This is a genomic window from Microbacterium sp. 22215 (assembly GCF_052045655.1).
Classification (GTDB): Bacteria; Actinomycetota; Actinomycetes; order Actinomycetales; family Microbacteriaceae; genus Microbacterium; species Microbacterium phyllosphaerae.
In genome coordinates, this window is the sequence record NZ_JBQEPC010000014.1 from 34,179 (window position 1) to 55,067 (window position 20,889).

The 20,889-nt window shown below is 66.9% G+C and carries 23 protein-coding genes; 1 reads left to right on the forward strand and 22 read right to left on the reverse strand.

What is annotated here, in order from left to right; translation table 11 throughout:
* Positions 1-41 precede the first annotated feature (41 nt).
* From ACTJKH_RS17405 to ACTJKH_RS17445, 9 genes are all read right to left on the reverse strand, one after another.
* The gene (locus ACTJKH_RS17405; RefSeq protein WP_440737953.1) at positions 42-3,269 is read right to left on the reverse strand and encodes an efflux RND transporter permease subunit; all 3,228 of its coding nucleotides are present in this window, start codon (positions 3,267-3,269) and stop codon (positions 42-44) included.
* A 22-nt stretch (positions 3,270-3,291) separates the two neighbouring features.
* Positions 3,292-3,885, reverse strand: coding sequence for a TetR/AcrR family transcriptional regulator (locus ACTJKH_RS17410; RefSeq protein ID WP_259160594.1), 594 nt, complete (start codon positions 3,883-3,885; stop codon positions 3,292-3,294).
* Positions 3,886-3,989: 104 nt separating this feature from the next.
* Positions 3,990-5,159 carry a Gfo/Idh/MocA family protein gene (locus ACTJKH_RS17415; protein WP_440737954.1) on the reverse strand — a complete coding sequence of 390 codons (1,170 nt, stop codon included), beginning with the start codon at positions 5,157-5,159 and terminating at the stop codon, positions 3,990-3,992.
* A gap of 45 nt (positions 5,160-5,204) precedes the next feature.
* Complete coding sequence (locus ACTJKH_RS17420) at positions 5,205-6,269, reverse strand: LacI family DNA-binding transcriptional regulator (RefSeq protein ID WP_259160596.1); 1,065 nt, start codon at positions 6,267-6,269, stop codon at positions 5,205-5,207.
* A gap of 3 nt (positions 6,270-6,272) precedes the next feature.
* Positions 6,273-7,166, reverse strand: a complete 894-nt coding sequence (locus tag ACTJKH_RS17425) for a carbohydrate ABC transporter permease (RefSeq protein WP_440737955.1) — start codon at positions 7,164-7,166, stop codon at positions 6,273-6,275.
* The gene (locus ACTJKH_RS17430) at positions 7,159-8,118 is read right to left on the reverse strand and encodes a carbohydrate ABC transporter permease (RefSeq protein ID WP_440737956.1); all 960 of its coding nucleotides are present in this window, start codon (positions 8,116-8,118) and stop codon (positions 7,159-7,161) included. The genes ACTJKH_RS17425 and ACTJKH_RS17430 overlap by 8 nt, the downstream gene beginning before the upstream one ends.
* A 6-nt stretch (positions 8,119-8,124) precedes the next feature.
* Positions 8,125-9,396 carry an ABC transporter substrate-binding protein gene (locus tag ACTJKH_RS17435; RefSeq protein ID WP_440737957.1) on the reverse strand — a complete coding sequence of 424 codons (1,272 nt, stop codon included), beginning with the start codon at positions 9,394-9,396 and terminating at the stop codon, positions 8,125-8,127.
* Positions 9,397-9,599: 203 nt separating this feature from the next.
* Positions 9,600-9,959 carry a fluoride efflux transporter FluC gene (locus ACTJKH_RS17440; RefSeq protein ID WP_440737958.1) on the reverse strand — a complete coding sequence of 120 codons (360 nt, stop codon included), beginning with the start codon at positions 9,957-9,959 and terminating at the stop codon, positions 9,600-9,602.
* Positions 9,956-10,345, reverse strand: a complete 390-nt coding sequence (locus ACTJKH_RS17445) for a fluoride efflux transporter FluC (RefSeq protein WP_440737959.1) — start codon at positions 10,343-10,345, stop codon at positions 9,956-9,958. Before ACTJKH_RS17445 ends, ACTJKH_RS17440 begins: the two co-directional genes overlap by 4 nt.
* A gap of 86 nt (positions 10,346-10,431) precedes the next feature.
* Here ACTJKH_RS17445 and ACTJKH_RS17450 point away from each other — a divergent pair, with 86 nt between their 5' ends.
* Entirely contained in the window at positions 10,432-11,961 is a 1,530-nt protein-coding gene (locus ACTJKH_RS17450; protein ID WP_440737960.1) for an FAD-dependent oxidoreductase, read from the forward strand.
* Between the two features lie 36 nt (positions 11,962-11,997).
* Here the strand turns inward: ACTJKH_RS17450 and ACTJKH_RS17455 are convergent, their stop codons facing one another.
* The 13 genes from ACTJKH_RS17455 to ACTJKH_RS17515 all read right to left on the reverse strand — a co-directional run.
* Positions 11,998-12,843: a hypothetical protein gene (locus ACTJKH_RS17455; protein WP_440737961.1), complete on the reverse strand. Its 846-nt coding sequence runs from the start codon at positions 12,841-12,843 to the stop codon at positions 11,998-12,000.
* Positions 12,844-12,894: 51 nt separating this feature from the next.
* Entirely contained in the window at positions 12,895-13,671 is a 777-nt protein-coding gene (locus ACTJKH_RS17460; protein WP_440737962.1) for a helix-turn-helix domain-containing protein, read from the reverse strand.
* A gap of 70 nt (positions 13,672-13,741) precedes the next feature.
* Positions 13,742-14,557, reverse strand: coding sequence for a nitroreductase family protein (locus ACTJKH_RS17465; RefSeq protein ID WP_440737963.1), 816 nt, complete (start codon positions 14,555-14,557; stop codon positions 13,742-13,744).
* A gap of 4 nt (positions 14,558-14,561) precedes the next feature.
* Positions 14,562-14,936: a hypothetical protein gene (locus ACTJKH_RS17470; protein ID WP_440737964.1), complete on the reverse strand. Its 375-nt coding sequence runs from the start codon at positions 14,934-14,936 to the stop codon at positions 14,562-14,564.
* 125 nt (positions 14,937-15,061) lie between these two features.
* Positions 15,062-15,850: a MerR family transcriptional regulator gene (locus tag ACTJKH_RS17475; protein ID WP_440737965.1), complete on the reverse strand. Its 789-nt coding sequence runs from the start codon at positions 15,848-15,850 to the stop codon at positions 15,062-15,064.
* A gap of 77 nt (positions 15,851-15,927) precedes the next feature.
* Positions 15,928-16,158 (reverse strand): hypothetical protein, encoded by a 231-nt coding sequence (locus ACTJKH_RS17480; protein ID WP_440737966.1) that lies wholly within the window; start codon positions 16,156-16,158, stop codon positions 15,928-15,930.
* Positions 16,159-16,169: 11 nt separating this feature from the next.
* Positions 16,170-16,718 carry a hypothetical protein gene (locus tag ACTJKH_RS17485; RefSeq protein ID WP_440737967.1) on the reverse strand — a complete coding sequence of 183 codons (549 nt, stop codon included), beginning with the start codon at positions 16,716-16,718 and terminating at the stop codon, positions 16,170-16,172.
* 175 nt (positions 16,719-16,893) lie between these two features.
* Positions 16,894-17,118, reverse strand: a complete 225-nt coding sequence (locus ACTJKH_RS17490) for a hypothetical protein (protein ID WP_440737968.1) — start codon at positions 17,116-17,118, stop codon at positions 16,894-16,896.
* Between the two features lie 177 nt (positions 17,119-17,295).
* Entirely contained in the window at positions 17,296-17,577 is a 282-nt protein-coding gene (locus ACTJKH_RS17495; RefSeq protein ID WP_440737969.1) for a hypothetical protein, read from the reverse strand.
* A gap of 819 nt (positions 17,578-18,396) precedes the next feature.
* A complete protein-coding gene (locus tag ACTJKH_RS17500) occupies positions 18,397-18,831 on the reverse strand; it encodes a hypothetical protein (RefSeq protein WP_440737970.1) in 435 nt (144 codons plus the stop codon).
* A 40-nt stretch (positions 18,832-18,871) separates the two neighbouring features.
* A complete protein-coding gene (locus ACTJKH_RS17505) occupies positions 18,872-19,285 on the reverse strand; it encodes a hypothetical protein (protein WP_440737971.1) in 414 nt (137 codons plus the stop codon).
* Complete coding sequence (locus ACTJKH_RS17510; protein WP_440737972.1) at positions 19,272-19,433, reverse strand: hypothetical protein; 162 nt, start codon at positions 19,431-19,433, stop codon at positions 19,272-19,274. The genes ACTJKH_RS17505 and ACTJKH_RS17510 overlap by 14 nt, the downstream gene beginning before the upstream one ends.
* Before the next feature lie 532 nt (positions 19,434-19,965).
* Positions 19,966-20,889, reverse strand: a 924-nt coding sequence (locus tag ACTJKH_RS17515; RefSeq protein WP_440737973.1) for an RHS repeat-associated core domain-containing protein, incomplete at its 5' end; no start/stop codon positions are given.

A 20,889-nucleotide genomic window follows, 5' to 3' on the forward strand; every position in this document is an offset into this window, starting at 1 on the left:
GCATCGGGCACAGCCGTGCTGAATTGTGAACGCGGCGGCGGTCAGTCGCCGCGTTCGCGGAGCTCCCGGCGGGTCAGCTGCGGCGCGTGCGGCAGGTCGGAACCGGCGCCGCCGGTACCGGCACCCGCACCCGCTCCGGCGAGCACCAGCCCGTCCGCCGGCGCAGGCCCGTCCGACGGGTCAGACCCGTCGACCGGCGCGGATCCGTCGTCGCCCGATCCCGCCTTGCGGGCCCGGCGCCGCTCCTTCGCGCCCTCGACGAGGTTGTAGAGGGTCGGCAGCACGATCAGCGTCAGCACGGTCGACGAGATGAGTCCGCCGATCACGACGATCGCGAGCGGCTGCGAGATGAACCCGCCGTGTCCGGTGATGCCGAGCGCCATCGGCGTCAGCGCGAAGATCGTCGCGAGGGCCGTCATGAGGATCGGCCGCAGACGCTTCTCGCCGCCGGCCTTCACGGCGTCGATGGTCGACAGCCCCTTCTCGCGGTACTGGTTCACGAGGTCGATCAGCACGATGGCGTTCGTCACCACGATGCCGATGAGCATCAGCACACCGATCAGCGAGGCCACGCCGAGCGGAACGCCCGTGACGATCTGCAGCAGGATCGCACCGGTCGCCGCGAACGGCACCGACACGAGCAGCAGCAGCGGCTGACGCAGCGACTTGAACGTCGCCACCATCACGACGTACACGATCAGGATCGCGGCGAGCATCGCGAGGCCGAGCTGCGAGAACGAGTCGGCCTGCTGCGAGGCGACACCGCCGACCTCGGCGGACGCACCGTCGGGCAGATCGACGGCTGCGAGAGCGTCGGTGACCGACTGGGTCGCCACGGCGAGGTTGTCGGATGCCGGCGGCACGGTGACCGTCGCGGTGCGGCGCCCCTGCTCGGTGGTGATCGAGGTCGGACCGTTGCGCTCCTCGACGGTGGCGATGTCCTGCAGCTGCACGACGCCGGCCGCGGTCGGGATCGCCAGCTCGCGCAGCGCCTGCGCGGTGGTCGGCGGCTCCGGCGCCGCGAGGTACACGGTCAGCGCCGTGTCGTCGATCTCGACGGTGCCGACCTGCTCGGGTCGCATCGTGTTCGACACGATGGATCCGACGGCGACCTCGGAGAGCCCGCGCTGCGCCGCGGCGTCACGGTCGACGACCACCGCGAGGTACGGCAGAGCCGCTGCGAGGTTGTCGGTGACCTGCCCGACGCCGTCGCGGCCGTCGAGCTCATCGACCACGGCGGTGGTGGCGGTCTGGAGGTCGTCGGCGTTCGACGCCGTGATCGTGATCTCGATGTCGCTCGAGCCGAGGCCGGCGGATGCCGCGACCGACACCTCGCCCACGTCGGTGAGGTCTTCGATCGCCTTCTGCACATCGGCCCGGAGCTTCTCCTGGTCGGCGTCGGCGTCGGTGAGCACCGAGTAGGTCACGCCGGCTCCACCCGAGAACGCATCGCGCAGGGCCGACCCGCTCGATCCGATCGAGGCCTGCACAGTGGTGACGCCGTCGATGTCGAGCAGCGCGTCCTCGACGGCGACCGCCGCCTCCGACTTGGTCTCGAGGCTCGCGGTCGGGCCGAGGTCCTGGGTGACCGTCATGGTGTTCTGACCCGAATCGCTGAGGAAGTTGATCTTCATCAGCGGAGCCGCGGCGAGCGTGGCGCCGAGCACGACGACCGCGAGGATCACGGTCACGCCCGAGTGCTTGAGCGTCCACCCGAGGATCGGACGGTAGGCGCGCTGCAGCGGCGTCGGCGGAGCCGCCGGGTCCTCGGGATCGATCTGCACGCCGTTCTCATCGAGCAGCGGCTTGCCCGGTCGGAGGAACCAGTACGCGAGCACGGGCACGATGGTCAGCGACACGAGCAGTGAGGCCACCATGGCGATCGACACCGTCATCGCGAACGGCCGGAACAGCTCGCCGACCATGTCGCCGACGAACACGATCGGCAGGAACACCGCGACCGTGGTGATGGTCGACGAGGTGACCGCCATCGCCACCTCGCGCACGGCGAGACGGATCGCGTCTCCCTTGTCGGCGTCGCCGACGTAGTGCCGCTTGATGTTCTCGATCACGACGATCGAGTCGTCGACCACGCGACCGATCGCGATCGTCAGCGCACCGAGGGTGAGGATGTTGAGGGAGTACCCGAACGCCTGCAGGCCGATGAAGGTGATGAGCACGCTCGTCGGGATCGAGATGGCGGTCACCAGCGTCGAGCGGATCGACAGCAGGAAGATGAGGATGACGATCACGGCGAAGGCGAGGCCGAGCAGCCCCTCGGTCGCGAGCGTCTCGATCGACTGCTGGATGAACGGCGCCTGATCGAACACGATCGTGAAGGTCGCGTCGGGGAAGGCCTCTCCGATCGTGTCGAGCGCGGCGATCACGCCCTGCGACACCTCGACGGTGTTGGCGGCCGGCAGCTTGGTGATCGAGATCGAGAGGGCGTCCTTGCCGTCGACGCGGGAGATCGACGAGATCGGGTCGGCCTCCTGCACGACGGTGGCGACGTCGCCGACCGTCTCGTTCGTGCCGACGAGCGGGAGCGCGGCGATCTCCTCGACCGAGGTGATCTTCGCGCCGGTCTGCACCGTGAGCGTCTGGCCGTCTTCGGTGATGTCGCCGCCGGGGAACAGCGTGCCGTTCTGCTGCAGTGCGGTCTTGATCGCCTGAGAGCTCTGTCCGGCTGCGGCGAGCTTGCCGTTGTCGGGCGTGATCGTGATGCGCTGGCCGACGCCACCGATGATCTCGGCGGCGTTGACCCCGTCGACGTCCTCGAGCTCGGGGATGGCCACGCTCTGCAGTTCGGCCTGCGCGTTCTCGGCGTCATCGAAGCCGGTCACCGCGACCTGGATCACCGGGAAGTCGTCGATCGACACGGTCAGCACCTGAGGGCTGACGTCGTCGGGCAGCTGGCCCGAGATGCGGTTGATCGCCTGCTGGATCTTCTGCTCGGCGGTCGCGAGGTTCGTGCCGTACGCGAAGGTCGCCTGCACGATCGAGGCGTTGGTCGTGCTGGTGGCCGTGGTGCCCTCGAGCCCCGGAACGCCCTGGATCGCCGACTCGATGGGCGTCGAGACGTCGTTCTCGACGACCTCGGGCGACGCACCGGGGTACGTCGTCATGACCATGAGGTTGGGCAGCTCGAGCGACGGGATGAGCTCCTGCTTGAGGTTCGTCAGCGCGAGCCCGCCGAACACGGCGGCGACGATCGTGATCAGCGCGATCAGTGCGCGGTTCTTGAGACTCAGGACGGCGAGGTTCGACAAGGCGGGTTCTCTCTCGGTCGGATCAGGCGGATGCAGCGGCGGTGGATGCGGAGGGGGACGCCGGAGAGGGAGTGAGGATCCCGGCGAGGGCGTCGCGGATGAGCTCTTCGTCGAGCGGCTCGTCGTGGATCTGAGAGTGCCAGAGTACGCCGTCGATGAAGACGGCGGCCGCCCTCGCCCTGTCGAGTCCGTGCACGGGGGCGATGAACCCGACGATCTCGTCGGACCACTGCCGGGCGAAGGCGCGCACCCGGGGGTCGTGCACGGCTGCGGTGACCACGGCACGGTCGGCCTGGATCGCGCGGGCATCCGTGAGTCCCTGGTGCACGAGCTTCGCGAGCCCCGCGGGGGTCACGCCCTCGACCACGACGGCGCGCCGGGTCTCGTCGATGCGGGCCTCGACCTCGGCCGCGAGCGCGCCGATGGCGGCGTCTCGGAGATCGTCGAGAGTGGCGAAGTACTGCGTGGTCGCACCGAGCGGCACGCCCGCGCGGGCGGCCACCTTGCGGTGGGTGAGGGCATCGACGCCGATCTCGATGATGAGCTCGGCGGCCGCCGTGACGATCTCGAGACGGCGCGCTTCAGGATCGCGGCGGCGGCGTGTGCCCTCACTCATGCGGATCCCCCTGCGCAGTCATGCCTGTACGCACGTACATGTACGTTTGTACATTCTGCCTAGCGAACCTGGAGATTCGCCCGGCAGCGATGCGCGGCATCCCGCTATTCGACCTGCCCGCGCTCGAAGTAGGCGACGAGATCGGCATCAAGTTCGGGGATGCGGATGGCCGAACCGTCTCCGCGCAGCGATTCGGTCGCGAGGATGCCGGCGGCGACCGCCTCACGAGCGGCCACGGGTGACGTCTCGGTGACTCCCCCGTCGCGCACGAACCGCAGGAACTCTGCGACGAGGAGCGCGTCCGCCCCGTCGTGCCCCGCCCCTTCGCCCTCGGGGACGATGAACGTCTCGTCGGCGTCGGCCGCGCCGCGGTGACGGCGGTTCCACAGTCTGACCTCGCTGCCGGCGGTGTCACCGACGTTCTCGATGCGCCCCTCGGTGCCGATCACCGTGTAGTTGCGCCAGTAGTCGGGCGTGAAGTGGCACTGCTGGTACGACGCGAGGATGCCGCCAGACAGGCGCATGTTGACCATCGAGATGTCCTCGACGTCGATCACGGGGTTCAGCCCCGTGAGCGACGTGGGCGGCCAGTTGTCGACGCTGAACCAGTCGGGCATCCGCTCGCCGGTGCGATCACGGCGGTCGGTGATGTCGCCGTAGACGCTGAGCTCGCCCATGGCCGCGACCTGCTCGGTGTAGGCGCCCGCGAGCCAGTGGATGATGTCGATGTCGTGCGCGCCCTTCTGCAGGAGCAACCCGGTCGTGCGGCGCCGGTCGGCGTGCCAGTCCTTGAAGTAGTAGTCGCCTCCGTGCCCGACGAAGTGGCGCACCCACACGGCTTTGACGTCGCCGATCCGGCCGTCCTGGATCAGCTGGCGCATCAGGGTGATCACCGGCATGTGGCGCATGTTGTGGCCGATGTAGAGGCGGCTGCCGGTGCGGCGAGCCGTCTCGAGCATCGCGTCGGCATCGGCGAGGTCGATGGCGAGGGGCTTCTCGCAGAACACCGCGACTCCCGCCTCGAGGGCGCGGATGCTGAGCGCGGCGTGCGTGTCGTCGGGCGTCAGCACCATGACGGCGTCGATGCCCGAGGCCAGCAGCTCGTCGAGGGAGTCGGTGACGAACGCGTCGGGGAGCAGACGCCGTGCGTCGTCTCGCGCCCGCTCCGACGGATCGCAGATCGCCGTGATGCGCGAGCCGTGTCCGGGGCGATGCACCTCCTCGCGCAGTGTGGCGCGCGCGCCGAAGCCGATGATTCCGATGGTGAGGTCCACGGGTGTCCTTCTGAGAGTCGAATCGTGTGTGCGCGGACGCCTGCGTCAGCGCGCGTGAGTGGTGGGCGCGTCGAGGTCTGTCGACGCACCGGGGAACAGCGACCAGGCGAACTCGTGCAGGCGACCAGGGGAGTCGTCTGCGGCGAGCGCGCGGTCGATGATGATGCGCGCCTGCCGGTCGTAGAAGTCGGTCGGGCCGACCGTGGTCAGGGTGGGGGCGATGAGCTGCGCATCCGGGGTGTTGCCGACGCCGATCACCGCGACGTCGTGGGGCACGCGGAGTCCGAGCATGTGCGCCGCATTGATCGCCGCGATGGCCGCGAAGTCGGTGGTCGCGTAGATCGCATCCGGCCGGTCGTCGCGCGAGAGCAGCTGCACGGCCGCGGCGAAGGCGCTCGCCTGGCCTTCGGTGTACGTGACCGTCCACTCGGGGTCGACCTCGAGTCCGGCATCCGCCATCTTCTCGAGGTACGGCGTGTAGCGAGTGATCTGCGTGGGCGCGAGGCGCACGGCGCCCTCGGCCGCCAGGCATCCGATGCGCACATGCCGTTCGAGCAGGTGGTCCATCGCGAGCTCGCACCCGGGGATCGCGTCCGACCGCACGACGTCGAACCCGGCGGGTTCGAGGTGCTCCGAGAACACCACGAGCCGCTGGCCGCGCTGCACGAGGTCGGCGAGCTTGCGCTCGGCATCCTCGTCGATCCCCACGCCGTCGAGGTAGGCGACGTCGCTCTCGACCCGGTCGAGGGCCGCATGCCAGTCTCCGTCGGCGAGGATGAGCGTCGTGAGGCCGTGCCTGTTGGCCTCGACGTTCACGGCATCCGCCACCGCGAGCGACCACGGGTCGCTGAGCATGTGCAGCGAGAGCTGCACCATGCCGCTGCGACCGGTGCGGATCGTCCGCGCCGCGATGTTGGGCCGGTAGTTGAGCTCGTCGGCGGCGGCGAGCACTCGGGCGGCGGTGGCCTCGGCGACACCCGCCCCCGATGCCGCACCCGAGCGACCCGAGAACACGTACGACACCGTGGCGGTCGAGACGCCCGCGCGCTCTGCGACCATCCTCAGGGTCGGACGCCGTGAGGTCGTCGACTGCTGCCTGCGCTCTGCCATGGGTCAGCCCTTCGATCCGCTGAAGGCGATGCCTTGGATGAACTGCCGCTGCAGGATCATGAAGGTCACCAGCATCGGCAGGGTCGCGAGCAGCGCTCCGGCCATCAGCACCGGGTAGTCGGTGCCGTGGATGCCGACGAGCTGCGAGAGCCCGACCGACAGCGGCATCTTGGCGGGGTCGGTCGTCACGATCAACGGCCAGAGCAGATCGTTCCAGGACCACAGCACAGTGAACACCACGAGAGCGATGATGCCAGGCTTCGCGAGCGGAACCATGATCCGCCAGAAGGTCTGCCACGGATTCGCGCCGTCGATGCGGGCCGCCTCTTCGAGTTCGGCGGGCATCGACATGAAGAACTGACGCATCAGGAACGTGCCGAACGCACTGAAGATGCCGGGCACGATCAGGGCCTGCAGGGTGTTCAGCCAGCCCAGCGACTGGATGATCTCGTACTGCGGCAGCAGGTACAGCTGCGACGGCACCATCAGCACCGAGAGGAAGACCACGAACAGTGCGTTGCGGCCGGGGAACGGGATGCGGGCGAAGGCGTAGCCGGCCATGGTGCACAGCACGACCTGACCGACCGTGCGTCCGACCGTGAGCAGCACCGAGTTGGCGAACATCTGCGCGAACGGCATCGAGTCGAACACCTCGGCGAAGTTCGTGAACACCCACTCGCGCGGCAGCAGGCTCGGCGGCACCTGCACCGAGTCGGACAGCGTCTTGAACGACGTCAGCAGCTGCCAGATGAACGGGAAGACCATGAGGATCGCGCCGACGAGCAGCACGGCGTGGACGATCCAGATCGCCCGGTTGCGGGGCTTGCCGGGGCGGTCGGTCGAGCGGCCGGTCGGGGCACCGACGATGGCGCGCGTGTCGAGCGAGACGTCACTCATAGTGCACCCACTTCTTCTGCAGACGGAACTGCACGACCGTGAGCACGAGGATGATCACGAGCAGCAGGAAGGCGACGGCGGCCGCGTAGCCCCGGTCGTTGTCGAGGAACCCCGCCTCGTAGAACAGGTAGACGACCGTGCGGGTGTTGGGCATAGCCGGATTGCTGCGTCCGAGCATCATGTAGATGAGGTCGAACACCTGCAGGGCGCCGATCACGCTGATCACGCTGACGAAGAAGATCGACGGCGACAGCAGCGGGATCGTGATGGAGAAGAACTTGCGTACGGGTCCGGCGCCGTCGAGGTCGGCCGCCTCCATGATCGTGTCGGGGATGCCCTGGAGCCCGGCGAGGAAGATGACGATGTTGGTGCCGAGCCCCGCCCAGATGCCCACGACCGCGATGGCCACGAGCGCCGTGTTCGGATCGGTGAGCCAGCTGCGGCCCTCGATGCCGACCGCGCCGAGGGCGGCGTTGAGCACGCCGTAGTCGCCGTTGTAGATCATGCGCCAGACCAGCGCGATAGCGGCGGGCATCGTGACGACGGGGATGAAGTAGAGCGTGCGGTAGGCGCTGCGCCCCGCGAGCCCTGCGGTGTTCAGCAGAGCGGCGATGCCGACGGCGAGCGGGATGCCGATGAGGGCGATGACCGTGTAGATCGCGGTGTTGCGCAGCGCTCCGATCAGCTCGGGATCCTGGAACAGGCGGGCGTAGTTCTCGATGCCCACCCACTCGGAGCCTCCGAAGGGCCCCGACTTGGTGAACGAGATGATGAGCGTGCGCACGGTCGGCCACAGGTAGAAGACGGCGATGCCGAGGGCGGTGGGGCCGATGAAGACGAGGGCCCACCAGGGGGAGGCCCCCGGGTTGCGCCGGCGGCGGCGGATGCCGGGGCTGGGCGCCGCCGGCATCCGCTCTGCCTGCACGCGCGTGGGTGACGCGGTGACGGTCATGAGTGACTACTCCTGCTCGGCATCCAGCGCGGTCTGCATCTGCTCGGCGAGGTCCTTGAGCCCCGCGTCGGGAGCGACGGCACCCGACCAGACCTGCGAGAGCACCTCGCTCTCGATGCTCGTCCACGCCGACGTGTTCTTCGAGACCGGGTACGGCACGGCGGTGTCGAGGGCATCGATGTAGACCTGCAGGTCGTACTGCGGAAGGGCATCGACCCACGCCTGCTGGGTGCCGTTGAACGCGGGGATCACGGTGCCTGTCTCGGCCTGGATCTCTGCGGCCTCCTTGCCGCTCGCGAAGGCGGCGAACGCCTTCGCCTCGGCGACATGAGGGCTCTTCGCGTTGGCGACGTTGCCGACACCGTGGATGACGCTCTGGTTGCCCTCGGGCCCCTCGGGAAGAGGTGCCACGTTCACCGTGTCGGCGATGTCGGCGTTGTCTCCGTAGGCGATGGCGGCCCACGAGCCGTTCTGGAACATCGCGACCTTGCCCGAGAGGAAGAAGTCCTCGGGGTTGGTGTCGGTCATCTGCTGCGCCGTCGGCGACGACCCCGCCTCGATGAGGTCCGTCCACAGCTCGATGCCGGCGAGCGCCTCGGGCGAACCGTAGCCGCTCTCGGTGCCGTCGGCCGAGATGACCTCGCCGCCGGCCTGCGCGATCGAGTTGTAGAAGTTCTCCTGGCCGTACTGGCTGGCGGCGACGCCGAACTGGCCCTTGGCCGGGTCGGTGAGAGCTGCGGCCGCGGCGGTGAAGTCATCCCACGTCCAGCCGGCGGTCGGGTAGTCGACACCGGCCTCGTCGAAGAGCGCCTTGTTGTACCAGAGGGCGACCGTGTCGAAGTCCTTGGGAGCGCCGTAGAGCTTCCCGTCGAACGTGTACAGGTCGATGAGACCCTGCGGGTAGTCGGCGGCATCCACACCGGCGTCGTCGAGCGGCGCGAGCTGACCGTTCGAGGCGTACAGCTGGAAGTTCGGGCCGTTCATCCAGAACACGTCCGCCGCGGACCCTCCGGTGGCGGCGGTCTGCAGCTTGGTGAAGTACTCCTTGTAGGGCGTTACCTGGATGTCGATCGTGACGTTCGGGTTCTCCTTCTCGAACGCCGCGGCGATCTCCTCCATGGCCGGCTTCTGGTTCTCGTCCCAGATCGCGTAGCTGAGGGTGACGTCGCCTCCGGACGAGCTCTCGCCCCCGGTCGATGACGAACAGGCGCTGAGCGCCAGGACGGCTGCCGCCGAGGCGGCGAGGGCGCCGAGGGCGCGGCGGGAAGTACGGGGCATCGGTGTCTCCTTTGACGGGTGCAGGGGATCGGATCGGGCGGAATCGTGATGTTAAACGATTAGCAGTTAAACGATTAGCAAGGAGACTAACCCGACGGATGCACGCTGCGCAAGCACCGATCTGCGCGAGTGCGCGAGCATCGATCTGCGCGAGTGCGCGAGCATCGATCTGCGCGAGTGCGCGATCCGGGCTCAGCGTCGGGTCAGAGCACGGAGCCGAGCGCCAGCCCGAGGCCGGCGGCGAGCAGACCGAGCAGCAGCATCCCGACCGCGTCGAACGCGGATGCCGCGCGCTCGCCGTCCCGCCACAGGGCGACGGCGTCGAGCATGGCGGTGCTGAAGGTCGTGTATCCGCCGAGGAGTCCCGCCCCCAGCAGGAATGCCTCCGAGGGCAGAGCCGTGGTCACGAGACCCAGTGCGAACGAGCCACTGAGGTTGACGACGAGAATGCCCCACGGGAAGCGACGGCCGGCGAATCTCGCGACTCCGAGGTCGACGAGATAGCGCAGCACGGCACCCACCCCTCCGGCGAACGCGGCACCCACGAACAGCAGCGGGGTCACGAGGTGGCCTCCGCGACAGGATGCGTCGCCCGCGGTCGGCCGAGCCGCAGGCCCAGCGCCGCGGCACCGAGGCCGAGCACGAGACTGCCTGCCGCGTAGACGAACGCGAGCAGCGGAGCATCCGCCCAGAGTGCGACCGTGCCCGTCATGAAGGCGCTGTACGTCGTGAACCCGCCGAGCACGCCTGTGCCCAGGAACACCCGCAGGCCCGTGGTCTGCGGCAGCCGCGCGGCGAGGATGCCGATCAGCAGTGCCCCGAGCACGTTGACCGCGAGGGTCGCGAACGGGACGCCCCCGGCATCCGGCATCCAGAGTCCGACCGCGAGTCGCGCTGCCGTGCCGATGCTGCCGCCCGCGAAGACGAGGAGCAGGCGGCGAGCGGTCACGCCGCCACTCTATCCGCGCCGTCGCTGTGCAACCGTCGATTGTCAACCCGGTGTGAGTCGGCCGCTCCGAGGCGAAGACTGTCGCCATGAAGCCACTGTGGAAGCTCGACCGGACCCCGCCGACCGGCACGCCGTTCGACCCGGGAGCACGACACGACGTCATCATCGTCGGCGCAGGCCTCACCGGTCTGAGCACCGCGGTCATGCTCACCCGAGCCGGGCTCGACGTCGCGGTGATCGAGTCGGGTGAGGTCGCCGAGCTCGCGACCGGCGCCAACACCGGCAAGCTGACACTGCTGCAGGGCAAGCGGCTGGCCGAGATCCGCAAGCATCACCCCGCGGCGCTCGTGCAGGCGTACGTCGAGGGCAACCGCGAGGGCATGGACTGGCTGCTCGCCTTCGCCGACCATGCGGGCGTCTCGTACGAGCGGCGCGTCGACCACTCGTACGCGCAGGATCCGAGCGGTCTCGGCATGATCCGCGAGGTGCATGACGCGGCGCAGGAGGCCGGGCTGCCGACCAGGATGCTCTCGCGCGACGAGCTGTCGTCGATGGCGTTCCCCGTCTTCGGCGCCGTCGCGCTCGACGACCAGGTGACGATCGACCCGGCGCTGGTGACGCACGCGCTCGCCGGCGAGCTGCTCGCCGAGGGCGGCACCCTGCACACCGGCGTGCGGGTCACGGCGACCCATGTGCTCCCTGAGCCTCGCGTCGAGACCCCGGTCGGCCCGATGTTCGCCGAGCACATCGTCATCGCGACGGGCTCTCCGATCCTCGACCGAGGGCTGTACTTCGCCAAGATGCGGGCCTTCCGCTCGTACTGCGTCTCGTTCCGCGTCAGCGGCGACCTCCCCACGTCGACGTTCATCTCGGTCGATGGATCCACACGGTCGATCCGCCCCGTCTCCGACGCCGACGGACCGGGCGGCGATGCACGGCTCGTCGTGGGCGGCAACGGGCATCCGGTCGGGCGCTCCGACAGCGAGGCCGCCGCGGTCGACGATCTCGTCGAGTGGACGAGGCAGTACTTCCCCGATGCCGAAGAGACCCATCGCTGGTCGGCGCAGGACTACGAGTCACACAACCAGATCCCGTTCGTCGGGGCGATGCCGCGCGGACTCGGCAGCATCCGCTTCGCCACCGGCTATGCGAAGTGGGGGCTCTCGAACGCCCCTGCCGCCGCCCTGCGTCTGACCGCCGAGATCCTCGGCGCGAGCTGGCACGATCGACCGTCGTGGATGGTCAAGATCGGCACCAGACTGACCGTGCCCGCCGATCTCGCCCGAGGCGCCGTCGAGGGCGCGAAGGTCGCCGCTGCTGCGACGACCGGATGGGTGGATGCCGAGCGGACGCCGGTTCCCGTGCCGAAGCCGGCCGAGGGCGAAGGCGTCGTCGCGAACCGCAGCGGTCGCCCCGTGGCCATCTCGACCGTCGGCGGGGTCACGCGTGCCGTGTCGGCCGTGTGCCCGCATCTCGGCGGCGTGCTCGCGTGGAACGACGCCGATTGCACGTGGGACTGCCCGCTGCACGCCTCGCGCTTCGAGGCCGACGGCACCCGGATCGAGGGCCCGGCGGTCGAGGATCTGAAGGTGCTGCCCCGCAAGAGCGGAGGCTGAGCGTCAGCGCCGTGTCTGCGCCGAGGGCGGGCTGCGTCAGTCCACGTCGAGCATCGTGCAGGTCGTGAGGAAGGCCACGAGGCGGGTGCCGTCATCGGTGCGGAAGAGCTCGTCGAGCGCGACGTTGAACTCCTCCTGTCGCGCGAACGGGATGTTCACCGGCTCGAAGCCTGACCGGATCAGTGCGCCCGTCATCATGATGCGCGCTGTGCGCTTGTTCCCGTCGAAGTAGAACTGCGAACGAGTCGCCGAGGCGAAATACAGCAGCGCGCGGGCTCGCGGGTCGTCGAGCGAGCCGAGCGCGGCGAGCAGGTTGCTGTAGTCCGCCTGCAGCTGTTCGCCTCCCGGTCCGGTCGGATCGCCGTCCACAGTGCCACCGGCGGCGAGGCGCACAGAGCCGCCACCGTTGACGGCGCCTTCACCTCGGAAGCTCCCCGACTCGATCGCCTCGTGCTTCGCTACCGCTCCGTGGACCCGGTCGCTCATCTCCTTGCTCAGCGAGAACGACCGATCGCGTACGGCTCGGATCATCAGACCCATGCCTTCGCTCAGGGCGAGGATCTGCTCCGCTTCCTCGATCCTCTTCCCGCCGACGGTCACGCCGTCGAGCAGCGTCTGCACCTGGGGCAGCGTGAAGGTGTTCCCTTCGAGAGCCGCAGCGTTCCACACGAGTTCCGGCAGCGACTTCTCCAGTCGGAAGAGTGCGCGCTCCACGGTGGACGGCCTGATGAGGTCGAAGTCGACTGCCCCCGGCCGCCAGGTGATCCTCCCCGTGCGCAGCTGACGCAGAGAGTCACCACCGAAGGGGTCACGGGTGCTCGGCGCCGTCTGGTGACGCGCCCGGTTCGCGGCTGCACGCGCGGCGAATTCCGACGACGTCATGCCCCACTTCTCGTCGGGACCCTGATCCTCCCCCGGCTCGATCATCCTGAGTCACCACCCTTCCGTGATCTCGTCAGCCAATTCGGTGTACCCCAGACCGTAGAAGTCGATCGCCGCCTGAATCGGCGAGACGATCCGGTGCCGCCAGGCCGGAGGCATCGTCATGTCGACCAGGTACGGACGCATCGTCGGAGCCAGGAGCACGCCCGCCGGTTGATACTCACCGGTCTCGCGCAGTGTCGCGGCCAACCGATCCGCCACAGCATCCGTCTCGATCGACCACACCACGATCGGTCCCGGATCCGGTGCGTGGCCGAGGTAGACCCCCGCAGCGGCGACACCCGAGAGAGCTCCGCCAGCTCGTCCGATCGCACCGTCGGCCACCTCTACGAGCTGCTCCTGACTGATCCCCGGCCTCGGTGCGAAGAACCGTGCACCCTTTCGATGCTGCGGCGCCGAAGAGCGACCGGCGAGTTCCAGCAGCCTCCTCCGGTCATCCGGCGCTTGGCGCTCGAGGCGGGAGACCCACTGCGCGATGGCCGCGACCTCGTTCGAGTCGACCATCTCCCACCCCTCGAGATCCTCGATCCTCGGCGTCGCAGGATCGAGGATCACCCGAGCCGCGACCGCAGCCGCCGGATCGCTCGCAGGCACCAGGGTCAGATCGATGTCGTATCCGGCCGCCAGCGCGAGCTCGCGCAGGGTCTCCATCGTCGGCGAAGACTTCCCGTCGCGCACGCGCTGGATGGTCGAGCGTGCGAGTCCGGTCGCCCGCGCCGATGCGCTCGGGGTGCTGCCGAGTGCATCGAGGAGAGCGGGGATGTCCATGCCCACATGGTAGCGAGGATGCTACAGGTGTCGCAAGGATGCTCCACATGGAGCGGAGATGCGGCCGATCCTATTCGTCGTGAGAAGCCGCCGGCGGCGCATCCCACCCCTGTTGGGGCTGGTCGCAGTTCTCGCGGAACACGTACTGCGAGGCGAGCTTGCGCTGGTGGCTCGACCAGTCGATGGCGGGGCGGCGCTGCTCGGGCGGCAGGTAGCCGAGGCGATACACGGCCATGAGCTCGAGGTCGTCGGGCACATGGAGCAGGTCGATGATCTCCTCCCACCGCCCGGGGACCTCCATCGGGAACGAGATGAACTGGATGCCCATGCCGAGCTCGACCGTCGTCAGCCAGACGTTCTCCATCGCCGCGCCCATGCTGAAGACCGAGTAGAACGACGAGAGCTGGCCCGGCCGGTACTCGCTGCGATCGAGCATCACGCCGAGCAGCAGCGGCGAGCCGCCGACGAGCTTGTGGTTCTCCTCGCCCAGCGTCTTGGGCACACCGAACGTGTTCATCAGCTTCTGACCGCGCTTCGTGAACACCTGGCTGGTGAACGGACGCAGGGCCGCGGGGAGCTTGTCGAACAGCATCCCGCTGCGCTTCTCCTCCATCTCGGCCTGGCTGAAGCGGAAGTACGGCTTGTAGCGCTCGAAGAACGTGCCGTTCGACATCGCCTCGGTCATGCTCTCGCCCGAGATCCGCGCGATCCTGTCGATCGTGTCGCGGTTCTCGATGACCACGAACCGCCAGGGCTGGCTGTTCAGCTGCGAGGGTGCGCGGCCGGCCGCCTCGAGCAGGATGCGCTGATGCTCCTCCGACACCGGGTCGGGCAGGAACGGCCCGTTCGTGGTCTTGCGGCGGCGGATGGCGTCGAGCAGTTCCATGCGTTCACTTCCGGTCGGTGGAGAGGCGCGAGCAGATGAGGCCCGCGACGATGAAGGGGGCCGCGGCGAGCGCGACGAGCGGATGCCGTCGGCCGTGCGTGCCGAGGTACGGGATCGCGGCGAGCGGCGCGGCGGCCGGCGCCAGCGCCAGGGCGGCACGGCGGCTCGCGTGCTTCGGCCGGCCCCAGATGATCGCCGAGAACGCGGCGGCCGAGCTCACGCAGGTGGCGATGTAGATCGCGTGGTGCAGCCACCGGAAGTTGCTCGTGTCGATGAGCCTGGTCGCGACGGCAGTGCCGAGGGCGACGTTCGCACCGTAGGCGACGGCGGCTGTCGCGAAGAGCGGCGCGGCGTCGGTGCGTCTGCGGCGGGGGGCCATGACCCGACCCTACGCCCACCCCCGGCATCCGATCTCGGTCTTGCCGTGGTGTCTCGATCTGTGCAAAGCACCCCTTCGAGCAGCACCGTCGGGTGCGCTCGAAGGGGCGGATGCCGCGAAGCCGGCTACAGGTTGCCGTCCGCGTAGATGCGGAGCGCGTCGCGGACGAACTCCGCGCCCTGCGTGCCGCCGGCCGACGTCGCGTAGTTCGCGCCGAAGCGCGGGTCGGCGACGTACATCTCACCGAGTCCGATCACGTATCCCTTCACGTCACCGCCCGGAACGGCCGCGGGGGTTCCCGGGATGCCGGTGAGCCACCCGACGTGGCGACGAGCGACGTCCTGAGCCTCGTCGGATGCCGGGTCGATGCCGCTCTCGGCGGCGGCGATCCAGTCGCGACCGAGGTCGGACACCCGCTGCTGCCAGTCGGCGCGCTCGGCGTCGGTCATCCCGCGCCACCAGCGGTCGCTGTCGGCGTAGGTCTTGCGACCCCAGCGCTCTTCGACCTCCTCCTTGTACTGGGTGTGGTCGAAACCGTCGAACATGTTCTCTGCCATGAGTTCTTCACCTCCTCTCAATGCGTTGATGGTGTTCTCGACCGAAGCGATCTGCCGCGCCAGCCGGTTCTGCTCCTCGCGCAGCAGCGCAAGGTGCGTCTCGAGAGCGGACTCCTCGCTGTGCCGCGGAGTCACCGGGTCCAGCACCTCGGCGATCTGCGGCAGCCCGAGTCCGAGCTCGCGCAGCAGCAGGATGCGCTGCAGACGCACGAGGGCGGCCTCGTCGTAGTGGCGGTAGCCGTTGTGCGCGATGCGCGACGGCGTCAGCAGGCCGACGTCGTCGTAGTGACGCAGCGTTCTGCTGGTGGTGCCCGCGAGTCGGGCGATCTCCTGGATCGACCAATCACGACCGGTCATCGCGCCCTCCTTCCGTGGATCCGTTTCCTCGATAACTCCACGGTAGAAGTTGACGCTGCGTCAAGGTCAAGCAGGTCTTACCAGCCGAAGATCCCAGACACCGTGGTCCAGCAACCCATGACGACAATCGCCGATCCGACGATCAGCAGGTGGAGCGAGGCGCGTGGCACGATGAGGTGCTCAGCGACAGCCTCACCGTAGAAACGCGTCAACCCGGCGCGCATGACGCCTGGGAAGACGCGCCTTCCGGTGATCACACCCACGCCGAGAAGGATCGCGATCGGGCCGAGGATGATCTCCGGGAACATACGCTGTCTCCTCAAGACTCTGAGAGGGCTGATGGGACGTCTTGTTCTTCCGTCCGGCGGTGGCCCGTCAAGGTAAGCGTGACGCGGTTCGCGGCGAGAGCAGCGACGAGGTCGGCCGGAACCACGATCCCGGCGATGCCTTGGCTGGCGGAGAGCTCGATCGCCACCTGATCGGCACCGTCAGAGATCGCCTGGCGCACGGCCCCAATGAGCAGCACCTGCCGCCGCTCCGCGGATGCCTCGACGATCTGCGCTCGCCGTTCGACTCCGTCCCGCCGCCACTCGATCATGACGACATCGGTGCTCGGCGACACCGGAGCATCCGCATCGCGTTCAGAGTGCGAGACCTCTGCCCAGATCTCGAATTCACGCCCGCAAGCACTCAGCCAATCGCCATCGAAAACCACCGGATGCACGTTCGCCGGCTCGAACCAGATCGCGATGTCGAGGTCGATCGCCGTCTCGCCGGACAGTGCGCGCAGAACGGGCTGATCACGACGGATGATCCCGTCGAGCGCGGATCCGACATGGACTGCGCCGGTGGGAAGTGGGATGTCCACTGAGAAACGCGAATCACCGTTGGACGTTGAGCGGCGCCAATCGAAGTCGTATTCGCGTCCGATGCGATCGGCTTCTGCGCCTGCGGCAACACGCCCGAAGAGCGAGCACGTCACGCTGTTCGCGTCCATGCCATTCACCCCGTATCCGCGTCCGACCGGTGGACGAAACGCCCGGTCAGATCAGCTCCAGCCCGAACGCTATCTGAATCAGCCCCATCAGGATTGCTCCCATGCCGACGATCAGGAGGGCCTTCGAACTTTCTCCGGGGTTCATCGACGCTTCGGCGAGCGCCTTACTGAAGAGACGGTTACTCGCTCTCCTCAAGAATCGCCAATAGCGCTGGTGAACGATCGCAAGGAGGGCGCCGAGAAGCACGCACACGACGCCTGAAACCAGCACCTCAGCTCCTTTCACAGTCGAACCGCTTGCCGACACGCAGCCGCGGGCTTTCTCCCAGCTGACGACACAAGACAAGTATCAGGTAGCACGCACCACCCGTCGACTCCTCTCGCCCTCGCCCCTACCCGTCGCGACGAGCTCGTCGCCACGCGGATCCCAGCCCCGAGAGCGGCACGGTCAAACGAACTCGCTCACGAAACTGATCCTGTAGGTCCTCACGTCACTCATCGACGAGACGGTGAGGAACCTCACGCTGGCGACCTGAGGATCAAGTCGCTTCAGCACACGGAACGGAATCAGGATCAAGATCGCCCACAGGTTCTGGTCGTACCAGCAGATCGCCTGCGCGATGGACGCCTTCTGCGCCCACCAGTGGACGAGCAGCCATGATGCGGCCGCGACCGGAACGACTATCCAGAGCAAGATTCCGCGAACCAGCAGGAGCAGGAACCAGCACACACCCACGAAGAATCTCACTTATATCCTCCGATCATGCAGTCAATCAAACCGTCAGCAATCCTGGCGCGGCCTCTATTCGTATGGCGCCGCCTTCGAAATCCAGAGGACTTGATCGTCATCGGCCGCCGGATACTCATACGCCCGAGTCGACGTCGACCCCATCGACGAATGCGACGTCACGCTCGTCCGATTACCCGTGGCCATGTCATACGCATAGTCCACCCACATCGGAGCCGGACCACCCAAAGTCGCCGCAGACGCCGCATCCGCGCACGTTCGTTATTCGTCCCCGCCTCGGCGTCACGGTTTCTTACTCACCAGCCGCCTCGCATGGTCCAGCGTGCAGGTCACCGTCGGTACTCAGCCACCGCCCCGGCGCTACACCGCCGTCGGGCCAGACAAACCGCGCGGACGACACCCGATCAGGCATGTCATTGAACAAGGCGTGATATTGAGTTCCCGGCCCCGGAGTCACGTCCCTCACCAGCCCATTGATCAAGCCCCGATTCTCCCCACCGACAATCAGTGGGTCCTTCTCGGCGAGCGACCGCTCGCCAGACGCCTCCCAAACCCTTTGCGAGCTCGACTCGCCCGGTTTCCGGATGTACTCGCTCACGCTAACTTCAGTCACGCTCGCATCCTGACAACTCACCAGCAACAAGCGCTCACCATCAAACCCCACCTCGAAATCCCCACGAAGAGGGACGTTGTCGCACCCCGTTAAAGCAAGCGCTAGCACGACAACGGACACTGAAAGACATTTCCCCGAAGTGCTCAACATATGGCGTCTTCTCTCCTGCGGAGGTTATCCACTCGGCGCTAGTCCGCCGAACAGGGAGCGCTCCGTACTTCACCGTCGGGCGAGACCCAGTCGCCGTCCTCGATTCCTGCCGCGGGGATCACGAACAACGCGGATTCGTCTCCTTCTTCGGACTTACTCTCAAAGAAGTATCTCGCGCCGGGAATCACGGTGAACGACTTGCGGAGTTCATTTTTCAAACCCGCATTGTCTCCGCCGACGACGAGCACATCGCCGGCTCGCATCCCACTGCGACCACCAACCTCCCACACGTGCCTACGCCCGCGGTTCCCCGGAGCGTCTGGACGCTCTTCAAGGTAGGCAGACTCCAGGAGCAGGTTCTCGCATGACGTGATGAGCACCTGATCTCCGTCAGTCCCCAGGGCGAACGGGCCGTAGTGATAGAAGTTCTCGCAGCTGACCAAGGCAACCGATAGCGAGGCTGCGGCGATCATCACGCCTGACGCACGCAGCACACGCCTCTTGCGTTCCGTGTTACTCAGCACTTCTCGTACCCACCTCACGTGGCGGCAGAACGAGCAACAACAGCAAGAAGGCGATCGAGGCCACAGCCCCCGCGAACAAAGGGAAACCGAAGAGCAGCACCCACGACGACCAGGTCATCAGCGACACCGCCAGGCCGGTGAACAGGGCCCCAACGATCTTTCCTAGCATCCCCGCCTTGCGCAGGTACGCTACGAAGGCGCCTACGGAGCCCACCAAGATGATGACAGTCATCATGACCCCAGTCTTCAGCATGGCTTCAGCGCTCAGCTGGAATGCTTCACCCAAAACGCTCCGCAGAAGAAGCAACTGATAGATGGCCCCCAACACCATCCCCAGGACGCCGCTCAGCAAGGCAGCGCGAGAAATGTACGCACTCACATCAAGCCTTTTAGCCTGATCCACCTATCAACATCCTCTCGAGGTCACGGTACTGCTGCACCGTCACACCCGTCACCGCATCCGTCTGCGCATCCACCGTGCCCTCCAGATTCGTGAACAACCACGTCACCACACTGCCCACAGTCCCCGACTTCGCCGACCGCTGCGTCACCGGCTCACCCTCCGCACCAGAATACGTCCCAAGGCTCGACGCAAATCGTGGGAGCGGCCCGGTGCCCGCTGAGGCTAACGCGAAAGCTCTACGAGGCGACTCGCAGAATCGTCTTCTGGATCCGCGCCCAGCCAATCCTGGATCACCAAATCGCCCGCGACCAGCCAGACCTCGAATGAGAGCGCCCCGGGGCATTCGCCACCGTCCGAGAACAAGCTCAGACTGTACTCGTACCCGTCCGGGCCGAGTTGCCACACGCCGCTGAAGTCCCGACCGTCACCCCAAGCGACGTCCTCGACATACTCGGCTTTCGGCGCAGCACATCCTAGATTCGAAGGCCAGTTTTGCATCTCGAAAGCCCTGTCGCCATGAATCACGAGCGTCACCTCCTCCGTTTGGCCAGCAATACGCCACTCTCCTTCCAAGTCTTCAGCAGTTACGTCGCTTGCTGGAACGCTCTCACTCGAAGCGCACCCGACAAGCATTGCGATAATGGACAACACAATAGCCGACCCGCCTCGCCTAAAGCGCATCATGGAATTGTCTCCGTCCACTGATATGTCTGCGAAACGTTCGACATGGGGCCAGAGTCTCCAGGAAGACTATTTAACAGCTCTCGCCATTGATCATTCGGGCCTATGGCGGACCCCAGGTTCATGTCGTTTGTGATAGTGAATTGAACAACGACGGATCCGTCGTTGTTGCTGGTTACGGCTTTAGCTTGCATGTAAAACGACCCTACAGTCGCAAGAGACCGATCAACATTGGACGCATTGGACCAGTCGGCCATTGCCGCCATATCGCGAAGGAAGTTCGAATTGCTCAGGCTCGGCTTTCCTGCCCGGTACCGACCATCTTCAATAGGCCCACCGGCCCGAAGCGCAGCGAGAACGTCATTGCGATATACGCCGATCTGAGGGCTATCCATCAAGCCTTGCGTAATCATTGACTGCGGACCGAATCTGACGCTATTCGGCGACGTTCCGTTCATCCACGCCCAAACAAAGGCACCCTGTTCGCTCTTGAGGATTTCCCCCAGATTTCTCTGAGCGTACCCTCGCCCCCAGGTCTCGAGGTCGGATTGCACCTGGCGCGGAGTAACCGTAAACGGGTTCCGCATCGGTACGCTATTCATCGTCTTCTGACCCTTATCAATCAGGCGGGCTCCAAGCTTGCTAGTGCTGGCATAGGACGGAGGTGCCGCGTAAGTCTTGGTGCAGTTAGCGCCCCACCCGCATCCCTGGTCCAGGCGGAGCCCGGTCGGGTCGGTGTACGTGGTCGGGTTGTTGCCCGCGTACGCGTACCCCGTGTTCTGCTGCGGCAGATTCGTATCGATCACCGGATCCACGGACAGGAACTTCCCGATCGACGGGTCATACGTCCGCGCCCCCACATTCGTCAGCGCGGTCGCTTCCGCGACCTGCTTGTTCATATACCCCGCACCATCAGCCCACGC